A 15,050-nucleotide genomic window follows, 5' to 3' on the forward strand; every position below is an offset into this window, starting at 1 on the left:
CCCCCTGCCCCGCCCCGCTCCCCGGCGGACGTGACCCATGTCACCCCGGCCCTCCGTCCCGGAGCGCGGGGGCGCGTCCCTTCCGGGATGACCCCGACCCGCGCGCCCCCGTCTCCACCCAGGGGAGTACGCCGGGAGGAGCGGCGTCATCCTCCCGTAGGCCCGCAAGCCGGTACGCGGGCATGACGCCCGGGCCCCTTCCGCTCCCTAGTGTTGAGGTCATGCGGTGGGCGCGACTCTCGTCCCCCGAGGAAACGCGCCCACCGCACCGGAACCCGCACGGGAACTGGCGATACAGAGACCGACAGGAGAGGACCATGGCCTTCACGGCACACCGGTCGACCCCCCGCCCCGCGGGACGCCGTCACCCCCTGGTCGCCACCGCCATGGTCCTCCCTCTCGCGGCCCTGCTCGTGGTCGTCTTCGGCGGCTGGGAAGCGGTGGTCACACAGGCGTCGTCCGTGGGCGTGATGCTGGGGCGCTGAGCGGCGCCCCGGACCCGGGAGAGCGGCCCGGGTCGGGGACATCGGCCGACAGCCCCGTGGGGACGGGGGTGCGGCGGACGACAGCGCAGGGGCCGGTCGGCCGGGGAGCCGACCGGCCCCTCCGCGTACCCACCCCCGGTGCCGACCCCTCCTCGTGACGGCACTCCCTGTACGCACCCTCGCATCGGCCCGAGGCCCCTGCCGCCCCGTCCCGCGTGCCGCGTACGCTCACCGGATGGACCTCGCACAGACCGCGCCCCAGGCCCACGAGCCGCCGCCCGGCGACGTGCCGGCGGCGCTCGCCCGGCTCGCCCGCGAGGCCGTGCACGGTGGGGGAGCCTGCCGGTGCGACCCGGAGGCGGTCCGGGTCCTGGCGGACCGGGAGGACGGTACCGTCGTCCGGCACGGCGGGCTCGTCGCCAAGGCGCACGCCCCCGGGACCGACCACGGGGCGCACTCGGCCCGGCTCGCCCTCGCCGCCCACCCGGACCTCGGCGGGATCCTCCTTCCGCCGGTCCCGGGCCCCCGCCCGGAGCCGGTCGCCGGACGGCCGGTGACGGTCTGGCCGTACGGACCCCCGGTCGACCCGGCGGACCCCGACGCCGCCCCCTGGGAGGAGGCGGCCCGCCTCCTCGCCCTGCTGCACCGCACGCCGCCGCCGTCCGGGCCGGCCGGCCCGCCGCCCGTCATGCGCGCCCCCGAGAAGGCGGCCCTGGCCGTCGGCCGGATGCTCCGCGCCGCCCCGGACCATCCGGCCGCGGCCACCGTCCTCGCGGCCTGGCGGACCGTCACCGCGGGCGAGACCGGCGGCACGCGCGCGTACCTGTGCCACGGCGACTTCCATCTCGGCCAGCTCGTCCGGGACTTCCGCGGCGAGTGGCGCCTCATCGACGTCGACGACGCCGGACTCGGCGACCCCGCCTGGGATCTGGCCCGCCCCGCCGCCTGGTTCGCCGCCGGGCTGCTCCCGGCGGAGGTGTGGACGCGGTTCCTCGGCGCCTACGAGGCGGCGGGCGGCCCGGCCGTCGGCGCGGATCCGTGGGCGCGGCTGGACCGGCCGGCCAGGGCCCTGACCGTGCAGACCGCGGCCCTGGCGGTGGCCAAGTCCACGGCGGAGCGGCGGGAACTCGACGAGGTCGAGGGCGTGATGATCGACACCTGCGCCAGGATCTCGGACGCCCGAACCGCTTCCGCCTCCCCGGCGTCCCCATAAAGTGAGGTCATCATTCGAACGGCAACGGCAGGGAGTTGAGCCGAGCATGCAGTGTCCCAAGTGTCACGCGGCGATGCACACGTACAACCGCAACGGCGTCCAGATCGAGCAGTGCAGCGGCTGCCGCGGCATCTTCCTGGACTACGGCGAGCTGGAGGCCCTGACCCGCCTGGAGTCCCAGTGGCAGGCCCCGCCGGCGCCGCCCGCCCCGCCGGCCGCGTACCCGGCCCCGGCCCCGGCGGCACCCGCCTGGGGCGCCCAGCACGGCGGTCACCACGGCGGTCACTACCGCCAGCGCGGCTTCGGCCGCATGCTCTTCTCCTCCTGAGCCCCGCCCCGGCCCCGGAACCGCGACCCGCGGATCCGGGGCCGGCGTGCGTCCCTGCCGCACGAAGGCCCGCACGACGACGAGGCCCCCGGCTGCTCGTGGCAGCCGGGGGCCTCGTCGTTCTGTGCGCGATACTGGGATTGAACCAGTGACCTCTTCCGTGTCAGGGAAGCGCTCTCCCGCTGAGCTAATCGCGCGGGACGCACCCCGAGGGGTCGATACTGGGATTGAACCAGTGACCTCTTCCGTGTCAGGGAAGCGCTCTCCCGCTGAGCTAATCGCGCGGGGGATCCGGGGATCCAGGACCCGAGGGTCCAGTGGACGATACTGGGATTGAACCAGTGACCTCTTCCGTGTCAGGGAAGCGCTCTCCCGCTGAGCTAATCGTCCTTGGAGGTGGAGACGGGATTTGAACCCGTGTAGACGGCTTTGCAGGCCGTTGCCTCGCCTCTCGGCCACTCCACCAGGAGTGATAACGGGGGTTCGGGAAGATCCCCCACATCGAGCGGACGACGAGATTCGAACTCGCGACCCTCACCTTGGCAAGGTGATGCTCTACCAACTGAGCCACGTCCGCTTGTCGGTTCCGGTCCGCTTGCGCGTCCCGGCGACGTGTTGAACTCTAGCGGATTCCCGGGCCAGTACAAAAACGCGTTTCCGCAGCGTGCTGACCTGCGGGCCCTTCGCGGTGCCCGGCCGGGCCTCCCGGAGGGTTCGAACGGTGTTCACCCGCCGTGTCCCCGGGGTCGCGCGCAGCCCCCGCCGACCGCACGCCCCGTGCTCCCGTCCCGGCCGACCTAGACTCGATCCGTGTACGACCTTGCTCCCCTGGCCCGCTTCGGCGGCCTCGTCGCGACCGATCTCCGGGATGTCACCCATGACCCGGAGGCGCTGGACTCCGCCGGCTTCTGGGCCGTCTGCGCCGACTTCGAGGGCCGGCTCACCTGTGCCCGCTTCGGAGACGTCCGCAGGGCGCCGGTGCCCCCCGCCGTCCCCGGCGCCTGGTCCGGGCCCCGGCCCGGTGACTGGACGTCCTCGCTCGACCGCGCCGCGTACACCGCGGGCGTGCGGACGGTGCGCGAGCACATCGCGCGCGGCGAGGTCTACCAGGCGAACCTCTGCCGGGTGATGAGCGCGCCGCTGCCCGACCCGGCCGCCGCCGACGTGGACGCCCTCACCGCGCTGCTCGCGGCCGGCAACCCCGCCCCGTACGCCGGGACGATCCGGCTGCCCGCGCACGGCGTGGAGATCGCCACCGCCTCGCCCGAGCTGTACCTCCGGCGCGAGGGCGGCCGGGTCTCCTCCGGCCCCATCAAGGGCACCGGCCGCACCGCCGCCGACCTCCTGCCCAAGGACCACGCCGAGAACGTGATGATCGTGGACCTGGTCCGCAACGACCTCGGCCGCGTCTGCGAGACCGGCTCCGTCGCCGTTCCCGCCCTCTGCGACGTCGAGGAGCACCCCGGCCTCGTCCATCTCGTCTCCACCGTCAGCGGGGTGCTGCGCGAGGACGCGGGCTGGCCCGAGCTGCTGGCCGCCACCTTCCCGCCCGGCTCCGTCACCGGCGCCCCCAAGTCCAGCGCCCTGCGGATCATCGAGGCGCTGGAGACCGCGCCCCGCGGCCCCTACTGCGGCGGCGTCGGCTGGGTGGACGCGGACAGCGGCCACGGCGAGCTGGCCGTCGGCATCCGCACCTTCTGGATCGACCGCCCGGAGGGCGTCCTCCGCTTCGGCACCGGCGCCGGGATCACCTGGGGCTCCGACCCGGAGCGGGAGTGGGAGGAGACCGAGCTGAAGGCGGCCCGGCTGGTCGCGATAGCGTCGGGCGCCTATCAGTCGGGCGCCCCGGACACGGACGTTCCCGAGGCGAGCGGAAAGGCCATCTCTCGATGAAGATCTGGGTCAACGGCGGGCTGTACGACGAGGAGGCCGCCCGGGTCTCCGTCCTGGACCACGGGCTGACCGTCGGCGACGGCGTCTTCGAGACCGTCAAGGCCGAGCGCGGCGAAACGTTCGCCCTCACCCTCCACCTGGAGCGGCTGACCCGCTCCGCCCGCGGCCTCGGCCTGCCCGACCCGGACCTCGACGAGGTCCGCCGGGCCTGCGCCGCCGTCCTGGAGGCCAATCCGATGGAGCTCGGCCGGCTCCGCATCACCTACACCGGCGGCCTCTCCCCGCTCGGCTCGGAGCGCGGCGGCGCCGGGCCCGGCCTCGTCGTCGCCGTCGGCGAGACCTCCCGCCGCGCCGACACCACCGCCGTGATCACCGTCCCCTGGACCCGCAACGAGCGCGGCGCCCTCACGGGCCTGAAGACCACCTCGTACGCGGAGAACGTCGTCGCCCTCGCCCGGGCGAAGGAGGCCGGCGCCACCGAGGCCCTCTTCGGCAACACCGTCGGGCAGCTCTGCGAGGGCACCGGCTCCAACGTCTTCGTGGTCCTCGACGGCCGGATCCACACCCCGCCGGTCTCCTCCGGCTGCCTCGCCGGCATCACCCGCGCCCTCGCCGCCGAGTGGACCGGGGCCGTCGAGACCGACCTGCCGCTCGACGTGCTGCGGACCGCCGAGGAGGTCTTCCTCACCTCCACCCTGCGGGACGTCCAGGCCGTCCACCGCGTGGACGGGCGCGAGCTCACCGCCGCCCCCGGCCCGGTCACCGCCAAGGCCATGCGGATCTTCGAGGAGCGGGCCGCCGCGGACCGGGACCCGCGCCTCGGCTGAATCCGGATGACGGCGGGCCCGCCGGGTGGGTAGAACTCCGGTGATGACCACCACCCTGCGGCCGTCCGAGCCGCTCCAGCACTCCGCCGACGGCGGCCGCTCGCGCACCTACGACATCTGCGTGAACAGCCGCCGGGTCGGTTCGGTCCACGTTGCCACCGACCCCCACTTCGGGGCCGCGTCGGGGCTGATCGAACGGCTCCGGGTCGACGAGCCGGACCGGGGCCGGGGCAGGGGCGCGGTGGCGGCGCTCGCCGCCGAGGAGGTGCTGCGCGGCTGGGGCTGCAAGGACGTGCAGATATCGGTCCCCGCGGACGCGGGCGCCGCGCTGGCGCTGGCCCGCGCCCTCGGCTACACCGAGATCAGCCGGAACATGGTGAAGGAGCTGGCCGCCGAGCCTCCCGCGCCGCCGGCCGGGACCGAGTCCCGCCCGATGACGGACGAGGAGTTCACGGAGTGGGAGGCGGCCGCCAGGGACGCCTTCGCCCGCAGCTGGATCGACCGCGGCGTCCCGGAGGACCGGGCCCGCGCCAAGGCCGAGGCCAGCCACCGCGAGCTGCTGCCCCGGGGGCTCGCCACCCCCGGCACCGCGATCCAGGTGGTCCTCGCCGGCGGACGGCCGGTGGGACACGTGTGGACCGGGGTGCGGCAGCTGGAACCGGGGGTGAGCGCCGCGTACGTCTACGACGTCGCGGTCGCCGAGGAGCACCGCGGCCACGGGTACGGCCGGACGCTGATGCTCCTCGCCGAGCGCGCGGCGCGGGAGGCCGGGGAGACCCTGCTGGGACTGCACGTCTTCGCGGGCAACACCCCGGCGATCCGCCTGTACGAGTCGCTCGGCTACCGCACGACGTACCTCAACAGCGCCAAGCCGCTGCTCTGAGGCACCGCGCGGGACGGGCGGTCAGCCGGCCAGCAGCCGGTCGGCGATCTCCTCGATCCGGGCCCGCAGGCCCTCCTGGCTCTTGCCGCCGTCGAGGCGCTCCCCGCCGATGACGTAGGTCGGGGTGCCGGTGACCTTGAGGGCCTGGCCCTCGGCCTGGTCGGCGTCGACGGTGAGCAGGTGCCGGCCGTCGATCAGGGCGGTGTCGAACTCCTCGGCGTCCAGGCCGAGTCCGGCCGCCACCTCCAGGAGCACCGGCTCGCCCCGGTCGGCGAGGTCGGCGGTCCTGGCCAGCAGCGCCTCCGCGTACGGCCAGCCCTGCCCCTGGTCGGCCGCCTCCTCGGCGGCCTGGGCGGCGGCGTAGGCGTGCTTGTTCTTGGCGAGCGGGAAGTGGCGCAGCTGTACGTCGAGCCGGTCGCCGTACTTCTCGCGCAGGGCGTGGACGTCGTCGAGGGCCTGGAAGCAGTCCGGGCACTGGAGGTCGAACCACGCCTCCAGGACGACCGGGGAGGGGGATGCGGTGGTGGAGTCAGTCATGTGCCGCAGTCTTCCAGCCGGGCCGCCCGGACCCGCAATCGGCACCGGCGGATGCCGGACCGGGACCTGAGGAGGAGATCCCCGACGGGACGACCCGGAGATCTCCCTGAGACCGGGCCGCGGGCGTGGCCCCGGGCGGCCGGTGCGGTGCAGGATGGAAGGGACGTATCACCCGGGACCTGGAGGATCGCATGCTCGCCGAGACCATCTGCTCCGCGGTGTCCGCGGCGGGCCTGGGAATCGCCGCGATCACGGCCTACCGGAAGAGGTACCTGTCCGCGGCGCGGATCGCCGCCTGGTCGCTGGTGCCGCTCGGCCTGGTGATGACCGGTGCCGTCGAGTGGGCCTTCGACACCGTCTTCAGTCCGGTCGCCTGGGCCGGCTTCGGCGTGCTCGGGGTGGCCTGGCTGCTCCTGCTGACCGTCCGGGGCGTCGAGCGTCGCCGCGGTGGCCGGAAGGCGGCGGGCGGGGGAGCGGAGCCGGCGGCGGTCGCGCCCGGGGCCTCCGCGCGGGCCGGGGGCCGGGACGCGCTGGCCCGGCCCGCGTCGGGTCCGACGGCCGGCGCCACGGGTGCGGAGGACTTCAGCGACATCGAGGCGATTCTGAAGAAGCACGGAATCTGACCGGTTCTGGCCGTTGCCTGCCGGGCTGCGACCGGGCGGTGCGCCGGAGATCCACGGGAAGGGATGAACCGCCCCACCGTGGGGCGGTTTCCGGCCTTTCGGGGGCTCGCGGTGCGCGATCATCCCCCCGAGATGCTGGATACCTCGCGGGAACCCGCCCCCGCCTCCACCGAGTCCGTCCCCGCCGCCGACCCTCCGGCCGACGAACCGAGGGGCTGTCTCTTCGCGCTGTCGCAGCCGCCGCTGATGATCTTCCTGGCGGTGATCGGGGCACTGCTCCTGATGGCGGCCCTGCACGACCTGTACGTGCTGTGACGCGTCCCGCCGGCGTCCGCGCGCGGCGCGGGGTCAGCCGGCGGCCTCCTTGCGGCGGGCCCGGTAGGCGGCCACGTGGAGCCGGTTGCCGCAGGTGCGGCTGTCGCAGTAGCGGCGGGACCGGTTCCGGGAGAGGTCGACGAAGGCCCGGCCGCAGTCCGGCGCCTCGCACCGGCGCAGCCGCTCGCGCTCGCCCGAGACCACGATGAAGGCCAGCGCCATCCCGCAGTCGGCGGCCAGGTGGTCGGCGACCGAGGCGCCCGGCGCGAAGTAGTGCACGTGCCAGTCGTAGCCGTCGTGGTCGGTGAGCTGCGGCGTCGTGCCCGCGGCGGCCACCAGCTGGTTGATCAGCGGCGCCGCGATCCTGGCGTCCGGGGCGGAGAAGACGGCGGCGAAGCGGTCCCGCACGTCACGGACGGCCCGCAGGTCCTCCGGCGTCAGGTCGCCCACGTCGCTGATCCGGTGCTCGCGCACGAAGACGCCCAGCGCGGCGAGGTCCGTGAGCGTGTCCTCACGGTCGCCCTGCGCGGCGGTGTTCATGAGATCGACGACGGTGTCGAGGGCGATCCGGGTGTCGTGGGGGATGAGCACGCTACGCTCCCTGGCCGGCCGCGGGCGGGCGCCCGTGGTTTGGCGTCGACTCTAGCGCGCCCCGGAAAACCGCGGGAAAACCGCGACGGCGCCCCTCACCGCGCCGGCTGCGCGGTGAAGGACGCCGAGGTCGTGCGGGGAAGCCGCCCGCGCGGCGCCGTCTCCCCGAGTTAAGACGGCGCCGTACGGCACAGGGCCTGGCTCAGCTGTCGGCCAGGATGTGGGACAGCTCGGTATCGAGGTCGAAGTGCCGGTGCTCGGTGCCCGGTGGCACCGCGGCGTCCGTCCGCTTGAGGAACGATTCCAGGGCCCGCGCGGGGGCCTCGAGCAGGGCCTCGCCCTCGGGCGAGCTCAACGCGATGCAGACGACGCCCTGGCCGTGGCTACGGGACGGCCAGACCCGGACGTCGCCGGTGCCGGTGGGCCGGTGCAGCCCCTCGGCGAGAAGGTCGCGGGCGAAGACCCACTCGACCGTCTCCTCGGCTCCGGTGTGGAAGGTGGCGTGCACGGCGTACGGATCCGCCGTGTCATACCGCAGGCCCGCGGGTACAGGCAGTGAGGACTCGCTCGACACAACGAGGCGCAGGTGCAGCTCGCAGCTCACCACGGTGTTCATAAGCGCCAGGGCCTTTCGCTCAGTGTGCGCTCGGGGATTCGCACGTCGGCGAAATCGACATGCCACCTCCGGTGCCGTTGTAAACCCCTCTGTCGGTTTTGTGATCGTTCAGGTAGCTCGGACGGCGGTATGTAACTTTGGGTAATACCGCCATACCGGTGGGGCTCGTGTGTCGGGTAAATTGGCCCCATGAATGCGGAGAGTGACGAGCGCGCCCCCGGGTCCCCCCACGACGGCGAGGCCGAACTGGGATCCCGAGCACCGGAGTTCATCAAGGCCCGCCGGGGCCTGCATCTGAGCTGGCAGGTCGGCGTCTTCATCGTCGGACTCGCCGTGATCGGGGCGGGCATCCTCATGCTGGTCTTCCCCGGGCCGGGCTGGCTCGTCATCTTCGCCGGCATGGCGATCTGGGCGACCGAGTTCGTCTGGGCGCAGATCGTGCTCCGCTGGACCAAGCGCAAGGTCACCGAGGCCGCCCAGCGCGCCCTCGACCCCAAGGTCCGGCGCCGCAACATCACCCTCACCGTCATCGGCGTGGTGATCATCGCCGCGCTGCTCGGCTGGTACCTCTGGAAGTTCGGCATCGTCATGCCCTGGAAGATCGACGAATGACCCGGGGGTGGTTCGAAGGCCCCGCTGACATGCGGTAATGTTGGCGATGCGCCGGGGCGATTAGCTCAGCGGGAGAGCACTTCGTTCACACCGAAGGGGTCACTGGTTCGATCCCAGTATCGCCCACCACCCGGCACGAGGGCCCGGAGACGATCACCGTCTCCGGGCCCTCGGCACATCCGGGCCCGGCTACCGCATCCGGGCCAGCCGCTCCCGCAGCAGCCGCGCCTCCCGCAGCCGCCGCTCGTACGTGGCGCCCACCGCGAGCAGCAGCAGCCCCGCGGCCGCCGGCGGCAGCCAGCGCGGCAGCGCCCCGACCAGCTGCACCACGTACGGCGCCAGCTCGTGCACCCCCACCAGGGCGAGCACCGCCCCGCCGAGCAGCAGCGGCGCCCGCAGCCGGAACTGCGCTCCCAGCAGCGTCACCGCCAGCGCCCCCGTGCCCAGCAGCAGCGGGCGCACCCAGGACGGGTCCGACCAGACCGCGACCAGGCTCGGCAGCAGCGTCGCCGCGAGACCCGGGCCGTACGCGACCCAGGACGAGGCCGCCGGGTCCCGGCGCCGCCGCAGGAAGCCGACCACCAGAGCCGGCACCGTCACCGGCAGCGTGTACGCCTCCGGCACCGTCACCCCCCACACCGTCAGCCGCACCCAGGCCGCCGCCAGGAACAGCGCCCCCGCCGCCCACGAGGCCGCCCGCCGCCGCTCCGGCCGCAGCGCCGTCGCCGCCGCGATCAGCCCGCCCAGCGCCAGCGCCAGGGCCAGCACCGCCGGACGCGGCACCGTGAGCGCCAGCGCCACCGCGCCCACCACCACCCCGGTCACCTCCACCGCCGCCGACCGGAACCGCACCGCCACGGCCGCCGTGCCCGCCGGGACCAGCAGCAGCACCAGACCGGCCACGGCCGGGGCGAACCCCGCCGCCGCGGCCGCCGCGCCCACCAGCCCCGCCGCCACGAGCACCGCCGCCGACGCCGCCGCCTCACGGACCGCACCGGCCCCGAGCGCGGCCACCGCCCCGAACAGCCCGAGCAGCACCCCCAGCACCACGAAGGTCGCCGCCCGCGTGTCCAGCGCCAGAAGCAGCGCCGAGGCCGCCGAGGCGGCCCCGGCCGCCAGACCCGTCCAGGCGAGCACCGCCGCCGGCGCCACGGGAGCCGCCTGCGCCCCCGCCGTCCACGCGGCGCCCCAGGCACCGCCGTCCACGCGGCGCCCCAGGCACCCGCCGGGCGCTCCGGCGCCGGCACGGGCTCCGGCAGGCCGCGCGTGAGCGCCCCCGGCCGTACCGCCAGGGCCAGCGCCCCGCCCGTCGCCACCAGCCGGACCGCGAGCCCCGCCGCGTACGGCAGCCCCAGGACCACCGGCAGCGCCGTCAGCAGCGCCCAGCCGAGCACCACCGCGCCCCACCGGCCCCACAGCCGTCCGGCCGCCGCCGCCCCGCCCGCGGCGAGCAGCAGCACCAGGGCCGCCGTCGCCGGATACCCGCCGGGCACCGGCTCCGCGTGCACCCCGGACCAGACGCCCGCGCCCCGGGCGGCCGGGCCCAGCAGCCCGCCCAGCACCGGCGGCAGCGCCCACACCACCCCGAGCGCCGCCACCCCGCCCCCGGCGAGCCCGAACCCTGCCCGGACCGCCTCCGGGATCCGAACGGCCCGGACCGGCCGCCACAGCGCCGCCAGGGCCAGCCCGGCGACCACGTACACCGGCACCGCCCAGTCCGCCGGCAGCGCCGCCCGCACCGGACCGGCCACCGCCGCCACCAGGGCCAGACCGGCCACCGCCGCCAGCGCCCCGGCCGCCGGACGCGCCGCCCGGACCCCGTACAGGCACAGCGCCGCACAGCCGGCCAGCAGCGGAGCGCCGGTCCACGGGCTCGTCACCGAGAGCCAGCCGCCCGTCAGCAGCGCCCCCGCCGCCGGCACGCCCGCCGACGCCCCCGCCGTGATCCGCGCCGCGAGCCCCACCGGACGCGCGAGCAGCAGCAGATCCGCCGCCGCCGTCAGCACCCCGGCCCACGCCACGACCGCCGGACCGCCCCCGGCCGCCACCGCGCCCAGCAGCAGCGGAAGCTGCGCCGCCGCCACCGCCGCCGGGAACGGCAGCCGCAGCCCCCGCAGCAGACCGCCGTACCCCGCCCACAGACCCGCCAGGACCGCCGCGGCCACCGCCGCGTACCCCGTCCCGTCCGTCCCCGGCAGCGCCACCCGGTGCAGCGCGTACGCGTCCAGGACCGTCAGGACCAGACCCAGCGCGCCCACCGCCTCCGCCGTCGACGCCAGCCCCCGGCGCAGCAGCACCGCCGGCGCCGCCAGCGTCGCCGACGTCACCGCCAGCAGCACCGCCGAACGCCCCGCGATCCCCATCGAGCCCCAGCTCACCAGCGTGAACGCGAGCGCCGCCACCGCCAGCAGGACCCCGCCCAGCGTCAGCAGCGCGTTCTGCGCCCCGCGCGGCGAGGTCTCCGCCGGTGCCGCCCCGCCCCCGAACGGCGCGGCCGGCCGCCCGGCGGGGGAGTACAGCACGCCCAGCAGCCACGCCCGCCGCGCCAGCAACTCGGCCCGGCGCGCGTCGAGTCGGCCCAGCTCCTCGTCGACGAGCCGCAGCTCCTCGGCCGGAGGCAATTTCATGTTCATGACCGGAGTGTCGCGCCACGCCCGCGCCCCGGGAATGCGCGCTGCTACTCAGATCCGACCCGAGTACCCACACTGGACCCATGGACTGGTGCCGGTACCGCTTCCGCAGCGTCTGGCGGCTCGCCGCCCCTCCCGATCGCGTCTACGCCGTCCTCGCCCACGCCGAGGAGTACCCCCGCTGGTGGCCCCAGGTCCGCGCCGTCGTCCCCCGCGACGACACCACCGGCACCGCCCGCTTCCGCTCGCTGCTCCCGTACGACCTCCACGTCACCGCCCGCGCCCTGCGCCAGGACCCCGAGGCCCGCGTCCTGGAGGTCCGGCTCGACGGCGACCTGGAGGGCTGGGCCCGCTGGACCCTCACCCCCGACGGCGCCGGCACCCACGCCCTGTACGAGCAGGAGGTCGAGGTCCGCGCCCGGCTGCTCCGCCTCCTCGCCGTCCCCGGCCGCCCCTTCTTCCGCGCCAACCACGCCCTGATGATGCGCGGAGGCCGGCGCGGGCTCACCGCCCGCCTGCGCTCCGGATGAATTTGGAACCCGGCCCGGGATCCCTGTATGGTTCAACCCGTTCCCGGGCGATTAGCTCAGCGGGAGAGCACTTCGTTCACACCGAAGGGGTCACTGGTTCGATCCCAGTATCGCCCACCGGGAGAGGCCGGTCCGTCAGTACGACGGACCGGCCTCAGCCGTCTCCGGCCCCCTCACGCGGCCTTCCGCAGCTCCGGTCGCAGCGGCCACGCCGGATCCACCAGCTCCGGCGTCCCCTGCCGCGTGAACCACGCCTGCAGACCCCGCGCCTGCGCCGCGTGCCACACCGCCTGGAGGGTGTGCAGCTCCGCCGGCGACAACCGCTCCAGCCGGGACGCGAACCGCCGTCCGACCGCCCGCACCACCTCCAGCGCCGCCGTGGCGTCCGCCGCCGCGTCATGCGCCCCCGCCAGCTCCACCTCGTAGTGCGCGCACAGGTCCGTCAGCGTCCGGCGGCCCTTGCGGTACCGGTCCAGATGCTTGTCCAGCACCCGCGGATCCAGCACGCACAGCGAGGTGTGCTCCAGGTAGCGGCCCAGCGACGACGCCCGATGGCGCCTCAACTCCCGGTCCAGGATGGTGAGGTCGAACGGCGCGTTCATCACCACCAGCGGCCGGCCCGCCGCGTTCTGCTCCGCCAGGGCGCGCCCCAGCTCCTCCATCACCGGCGACGGCCACCGGCCGTTCCGCTGGAGGTGATCGTCCGTCAGCCCGTGCACCGCCGTGGCCCCTTCCGGCACCGGAACGCCCGGATTGACCAGCCAGCGGGTCACCCGGGGCCGCGCCCCGGCCGCGTCCTGGACGACGAGCGCGGCGGACACGATCCGGTCCTGCTCGACGTCCACTCCGGTGGTCTCCGTGTCGAAAGCGGCCAGGGGCCCTTCGTACCAGTTCGTCGTCATCCCCGAACTCCTCGCACCCGCGCGGCAGATGGCCAACCCCCTGCCCCGATCCGGTGATACCCGCCCTGTTTGCGGCGTACGCGGACCGGTCACAACAGGGGTGACGGGGAAGGACGTTCACATGGCGCTCGCCCAGCCCGAGTCGGGAGGGCTGCCGCCCCAGCGGGCGGACCCGGCACGCGGCTCACTCGCCACCACCGCCTGCATGGAGACCCTCCAGGTGGGATACCTGCACGCCGTCGCCGCCGCGGCGGGCTGCTCGCTCGCGCAGCCCTTCCCGGACAACGGCGTCGACTGGCACGTGAGCCACGGCTCGCCCGGACACACCGTCGACGACGAGGTCACCATCAAGGTGCAGCTCAAGTGCACCTACCAGCTTCCGGCCCGCCCCACGGGGAGCACCTTCCCCTTCACCCTCGACAACGACCACCTGGTGAAACTCGCCCGGACCCCCGTGGCCGTGCACAAGATCCTGGTCGTGATGATCGTCCCGAGAGACCCGGAGGACTGGCTGAGAGCGAGCCACGACCGGCTCGACCTGCGGCACTGCTGCTACTGGATGAACCTGGCCGGGCACCCGGTCACCGGACGCCACCGGACCACCGTGCGCGTCCCCACGGCGCGGATCTTCGACGACCGGGCGCTCTGCGAGATCATGACCCGGGTCGGCCGGGGAGGGAGACCCTGATGCACCGACCGATCGACGAACCCGGACGCGGGGACGGGGCCGCGCGCGGCCCCGTCCCCGTACCGCCGCCCCACCGGCCCCACCCGGTGCCCGCCGCCGAACCCGCCGGCCCCTGGACCGCCGCCGCCGGCGACGGCGTGCCCGACCCCGGCCGGGTGGACCCGCGCGTACTCGGCGCCCTCCTCGCCCGGCACGGCTGGCAGCGCCGCGGCGGCGCCGCCGGCCGCTACGGCCGCTGGACACCGCCCGGCGGCGGGCCGGGAAGCGGCGGCACCAGCCTCCTCGTCCCCGACAGCCTCGCCTTCCCCGACAGCGAGGACCTGATCGGCGAGGCCCTCACCGCCCTCGCCCGCAGCGCCACCCCCTCCGCCCGCGAGGTCCTCACCGGGCTCGCCGTCCCCAGCGACGAGATCCGCTGGTGGCGCGAGGTGCCCCAGGGCCCGGCCGGCACCGTGCCCTGGCCGGAGCAGGAACGGCTCCGCTCCGCCGCCCGCAAGATCCTCCTCGCCGGCGCCCTCGCCGTCCGCGGCCGGGCCGGCTACCACGGCTCCCGGCACCGCGCCGCGGCCCAGGCCGCCCTCGAACCCGTCGTCGTCGGCACCGACCCCGGCGGCCGCGCCCTCACCGCCTTCCTGCCGGTCCCGCCCGGCCGCCCCGTCGCCGTCCGGCTCCACCACGCCCTGCACGCCGCCCGGGAGGCCGTCGACTACCAGCGCGCCACCGGCGGCATGGAGGCGTTCGACTCCGCCGTCGAGGCCGGCGTCAGCCGCGAACTCACCGACGCGCTCGTCGCCCTCGTCCGCGGTACGGAAGGCGCCCGCATCGCCCTCGCCTGGGCACCGGCCGCCGGCGTCCCGGAGGGCTGCGCCGCCCGGCCCGAGCCCGTCGAGTTCTCGCCCGGCGACCTGCCCGCGCTGCGCGAGGCGGGCGCCCGCTACCTCACCGACGAGCCCTCCGTCCCGGTCCGGATCACCGGCGCCGTCGTCCGGCTCCGCCGCTCCGGGCCGCGCGGCGAGGGCACGGTCAGGCTCCGGGTCCTCGGCGGCGCCGACGTCGGCCACGTCCGCGTCACCCTCGACGAGGAGGCGTACCGCACCGCGGGCCACGCCCACCTCGTCGGCCTCCCGATCCGGGTCGTCGGCCGGCTGGAGAGCCGTGGCGGCTTCCGGCGCCTGGCGGACGCCACCGGGGTGGTCCCGGTGCAGGTGGACGAGGCCGAGCGGGACCGGCTGATGAAGTCCCTCCACGAGAACCTCGACTTCTTCGAGGAGGCGTGCGGGCCGGAGGAGGAGAGGTGAGAGCGGCGCGGCCGGGCCCGTAAGATCGAGGGGACGCGGCACCTCGTCTCTGCCGCGCGCCGCCGGCGCCGGCACCTCG

16 protein-coding genes, 7 tRNA genes and 1 pseudogene are annotated in these 15,050 nt (G+C 75.4%); 14 read left to right on the forward strand and 10 right to left on the reverse strand.

The window, feature by feature from the left end:
- Window positions 1-317 precede the first annotated feature (317 nt).
- From IF73_RS41405 to IF73_RS0109250, 3 genes are all read left to right on the forward strand, one after another.
- On the forward strand, window positions 318-485 hold the full coding sequence (locus tag IF73_RS41405; RefSeq protein WP_031005464.1) for a hypothetical protein: 168 nt from the start codon (window positions 318-320) through the stop codon (window positions 483-485).
- A 235-nt stretch (window positions 486-720) separates the two neighbouring features.
- On the forward strand, window positions 721-1,698 hold the full coding sequence (locus tag IF73_RS0109245) for a phosphotransferase family protein (protein WP_051716637.1): 978 nt from the start codon (window positions 721-723) through the stop codon (window positions 1,696-1,698).
- Window positions 1,699-1,744: 46 nt separating this feature from the next.
- Window positions 1,745-2,026, forward strand: coding sequence for a zf-TFIIB domain-containing protein (locus tag IF73_RS0109250; protein ID WP_063833413.1), 282 nt, complete (start codon window positions 1,745-1,747; stop codon window positions 2,024-2,026).
- Between the two features lie 125 nt (window positions 2,027-2,151).
- Here the strand turns inward: IF73_RS0109250 and IF73_RS0109255 are convergent.
- The 5 genes from IF73_RS0109255 to IF73_RS0109275 all read right to left on the reverse strand — a co-directional run bounded on the left by IF73_RS0109255 (window position 2,152) and on the right by IF73_RS0109275 (window position 2,603).
- Window positions 2,152-2,223 (reverse strand) — tRNA-Val (locus IF73_RS0109255).
- Between the two features lie 18 nt (window positions 2,224-2,241).
- Window positions 2,242-2,307, reverse strand: a tRNA-Val gene (locus tag IF73_RS0109260).
- Window positions 2,308-2,344: 37 nt separating this feature from the next.
- Window positions 2,345-2,416: transfer RNA gene (locus IF73_RS0109265), tRNA-Val, on the reverse strand.
- 1 nt (window position 2,417) lies between these two features.
- Window positions 2,418-2,491 (reverse strand) — tRNA-Cys (locus IF73_RS0109270).
- Between the two features lie 39 nt (window positions 2,492-2,530).
- A tRNA-Gly gene (locus IF73_RS0109275) sits at window positions 2,531-2,603 on the reverse strand.
- 233 nt (window positions 2,604-2,836) lie between these two features.
- Between IF73_RS0109275 and IF73_RS0109280 the strand changes: the two genes are divergently transcribed.
- The 3 genes from IF73_RS0109280 to IF73_RS0109290 are packed head-to-tail and all read left to right on the forward strand — an operon-like array spanning window position 2,837 to window position 5,629.
- The gene (locus IF73_RS0109280; RefSeq protein ID WP_031005470.1) at window positions 2,837-3,919 is read left to right on the forward strand and encodes a chorismate-binding protein; all 1,083 of its coding nucleotides are present in this window, start codon (window positions 2,837-2,839) and stop codon (window positions 3,917-3,919) included.
- Window positions 3,916-4,746, forward strand: coding sequence for an aminotransferase class IV (locus IF73_RS0109285; protein ID WP_031005472.1), 831 nt, complete (start codon window positions 3,916-3,918; stop codon window positions 4,744-4,746). Before IF73_RS0109280 ends, IF73_RS0109285 begins: the two co-directional genes overlap by 4 nt.
- Before the next feature lie 43 nt (window positions 4,747-4,789).
- Window positions 4,790-5,629 (forward strand): GNAT family N-acetyltransferase, encoded by an 840-nt coding sequence (locus IF73_RS0109290; protein ID WP_031005474.1) that lies wholly within the window; start codon window positions 4,790-4,792, stop codon window positions 5,627-5,629.
- A gap of 21 nt (window positions 5,630-5,650) precedes the next feature.
- Here the strand turns inward: IF73_RS0109290 and IF73_RS0109295 are convergent, their stop codons facing one another.
- Window positions 5,651-6,166, reverse strand: coding sequence for a DsbA family protein (locus tag IF73_RS0109295; protein ID WP_031005476.1), 516 nt, complete (start codon window positions 6,164-6,166; stop codon window positions 5,651-5,653).
- A 191-nt stretch (window positions 6,167-6,357) separates the two neighbouring features.
- On the opposite strand from IF73_RS0109295, the gene IF73_RS0109300 reads away from it, so the two are divergent.
- A complete protein-coding gene (locus IF73_RS0109300; protein ID WP_031005478.1) occupies window positions 6,358-6,789 on the forward strand; it encodes a hypothetical protein in 432 nt (143 codons plus the stop codon).
- A 132-nt stretch (window positions 6,790-6,921) separates the two neighbouring features.
- Window positions 6,922-7,104, forward strand: a complete 183-nt coding sequence (locus tag IF73_RS0109305) for a hypothetical protein (protein ID WP_031005480.1) — start codon at window positions 6,922-6,924, stop codon at window positions 7,102-7,104.
- A 33-nt stretch (window positions 7,105-7,137) separates the two neighbouring features.
- Here the strand turns inward: IF73_RS0109305 and IF73_RS0109310 are convergent, their stop codons facing one another.
- Window positions 7,138-7,695 carry a CGNR zinc finger domain-containing protein gene (locus IF73_RS0109310; protein WP_031005482.1) on the reverse strand — a complete coding sequence of 186 codons (558 nt, stop codon included), beginning with the start codon at window positions 7,693-7,695 and terminating at the stop codon, window positions 7,138-7,140.
- Window positions 7,696-7,897: 202 nt separating this feature from the next.
- Window positions 7,898-8,311 carry an SsgA family sporulation/cell division regulator gene (locus IF73_RS0109315; protein ID WP_030493555.1) on the reverse strand — a complete coding sequence of 138 codons (414 nt, stop codon included), beginning with the start codon at window positions 8,309-8,311 and terminating at the stop codon, window positions 7,898-7,900.
- A 189-nt stretch (window positions 8,312-8,500) separates the two neighbouring features.
- Here IF73_RS0109315 and IF73_RS0109320 point away from each other — a divergent pair, with 189 nt between their 5' ends.
- Window positions 8,501-8,923, forward strand: coding sequence for a TIGR02611 family protein (locus tag IF73_RS0109320; protein ID WP_031005484.1), 423 nt, complete (start codon window positions 8,501-8,503; stop codon window positions 8,921-8,923).
- Window positions 8,924-8,977: 54 nt separating this feature from the next.
- A tRNA-Val gene (locus IF73_RS0109325) sits at window positions 8,978-9,052 on the forward strand.
- Between the two features lie 60 nt (window positions 9,053-9,112).
- Here IF73_RS0109325 and IF73_RS38595 read toward each other — a convergent pair.
- A pseudogene (locus tag IF73_RS38595) lies at window positions 9,113-11,556 on the reverse strand (SCO7613 C-terminal domain-containing membrane protein).
- A gap of 80 nt (window positions 11,557-11,636) precedes the next feature.
- Between IF73_RS38595 and IF73_RS0109340 the strand changes: the two are divergent.
- A complete protein-coding gene (locus IF73_RS0109340; RefSeq protein WP_031005489.1) occupies window positions 11,637-12,083 on the forward strand; it encodes an SRPBCC family protein in 447 nt (148 codons plus the stop codon).
- 45 nt (window positions 12,084-12,128) lie between these two features.
- Window positions 12,129-12,200: transfer RNA gene (locus IF73_RS0109345), tRNA-Val, on the forward strand.
- Between the two features lie 56 nt (window positions 12,201-12,256).
- Here IF73_RS0109345 and IF73_RS0109350 read toward each other — a convergent pair.
- Complete coding sequence (locus tag IF73_RS0109350; protein ID WP_031005491.1) at window positions 12,257-12,985, reverse strand: 3'-5' exonuclease; 729 nt, start codon at window positions 12,983-12,985, stop codon at window positions 12,257-12,259.
- 121 nt (window positions 12,986-13,106) lie between these two features.
- Between IF73_RS0109350 and IF73_RS0109355 the strand changes: the two genes are divergently transcribed.
- A complete protein-coding gene (locus IF73_RS0109355; protein WP_031005493.1) occupies window positions 13,107-13,673 on the forward strand; it encodes a DUF4365 domain-containing protein in 567 nt (188 codons plus the stop codon).
- Complete coding sequence (locus tag IF73_RS0109360) at window positions 13,673-14,971, forward strand: hypothetical protein (RefSeq protein ID WP_031005494.1); 1,299 nt, start codon at window positions 13,673-13,675, stop codon at window positions 14,969-14,971. The genes IF73_RS0109355 and IF73_RS0109360 overlap by 1 nt, the downstream gene beginning before the upstream one ends.
- Window positions 14,972-15,050: the final 79 nt, after the last annotated feature.

The organism is Streptomyces sp. NRRL F-5727 (assembly GCF_000719555.1).
In the GTDB taxonomy this organism is placed as follows: domain Bacteria; phylum Actinomycetota; class Actinomycetes; order Streptomycetales; family Streptomycetaceae; genus Streptomyces.

Coding starts and splice junctions, on each gene's coding strand:
- IF73_RS0109250 (WP_063833413.1), top strand. CDS start 1,745: ATGCAGTGTCCCAAGTGTCACGCGGCGATGCACACGTACAACCGCAAC.
- IF73_RS0109320 (WP_031005484.1), top strand. CDS start 8,501: ATGAATGCGGAGAGTGACGAGCGCGCCCCCGGGTCCCCCCACGACGGC.
- IF73_RS0109290 (WP_031005474.1), top strand. CDS start 4,790: ATGACCACCACCCTGCGGCCGTCCGAGCCGCTCCAGCACTCCGCCGAC.
- IF73_RS0109295 (WP_031005476.1), bottom strand. CDS start 6,166: ATGACTGACTCCACCACCGCATCCCCCTCCCCGGTCGTCCTGGAGGCG.
- IF73_RS0109315 (WP_030493555.1), bottom strand. CDS start 8,311: ATGAACACCGTGGTGAGCTGCGAGCTGCACCTGCGCCTCGTTGTGTCG.
- IF73_RS0109350 (WP_031005491.1), bottom strand. CDS start 12,985: ATGACGACGAACTGGTACGAAGGGCCCCTGGCCGCTTTCGACACGGAG.
- IF73_RS0109285 (WP_031005472.1), top strand. CDS start 3,916: ATGAAGATCTGGGTCAACGGCGGGCTGTACGACGAGGAGGCCGCCCGG.
- IF73_RS0109305 (WP_031005480.1), top strand. CDS start 6,922: ATGCTGGATACCTCGCGGGAACCCGCCCCCGCCTCCACCGAGTCCGTC.
- IF73_RS41405 (WP_031005464.1), top strand. CDS start 318: ATGGCCTTCACGGCACACCGGTCGACCCCCCGCCCCGCGGGACGCCGT.
- IF73_RS0109355 (WP_031005493.1), top strand. CDS start 13,107: ATGGCGCTCGCCCAGCCCGAGTCGGGAGGGCTGCCGCCCCAGCGGGCG.
- IF73_RS0109360 (WP_031005494.1), top strand. CDS start 13,673: ATGCACCGACCGATCGACGAACCCGGACGCGGGGACGGGGCCGCGCGC.
- IF73_RS0109300 (WP_031005478.1), top strand. CDS start 6,358: ATGCTCGCCGAGACCATCTGCTCCGCGGTGTCCGCGGCGGGCCTGGGA.
- IF73_RS0109340 (WP_031005489.1), top strand. CDS start 11,637: ATGGACTGGTGCCGGTACCGCTTCCGCAGCGTCTGGCGGCTCGCCGCC.
- IF73_RS0109245 (WP_051716637.1), top strand. CDS start 721: ATGGACCTCGCACAGACCGCGCCCCAGGCCCACGAGCCGCCGCCCGGC.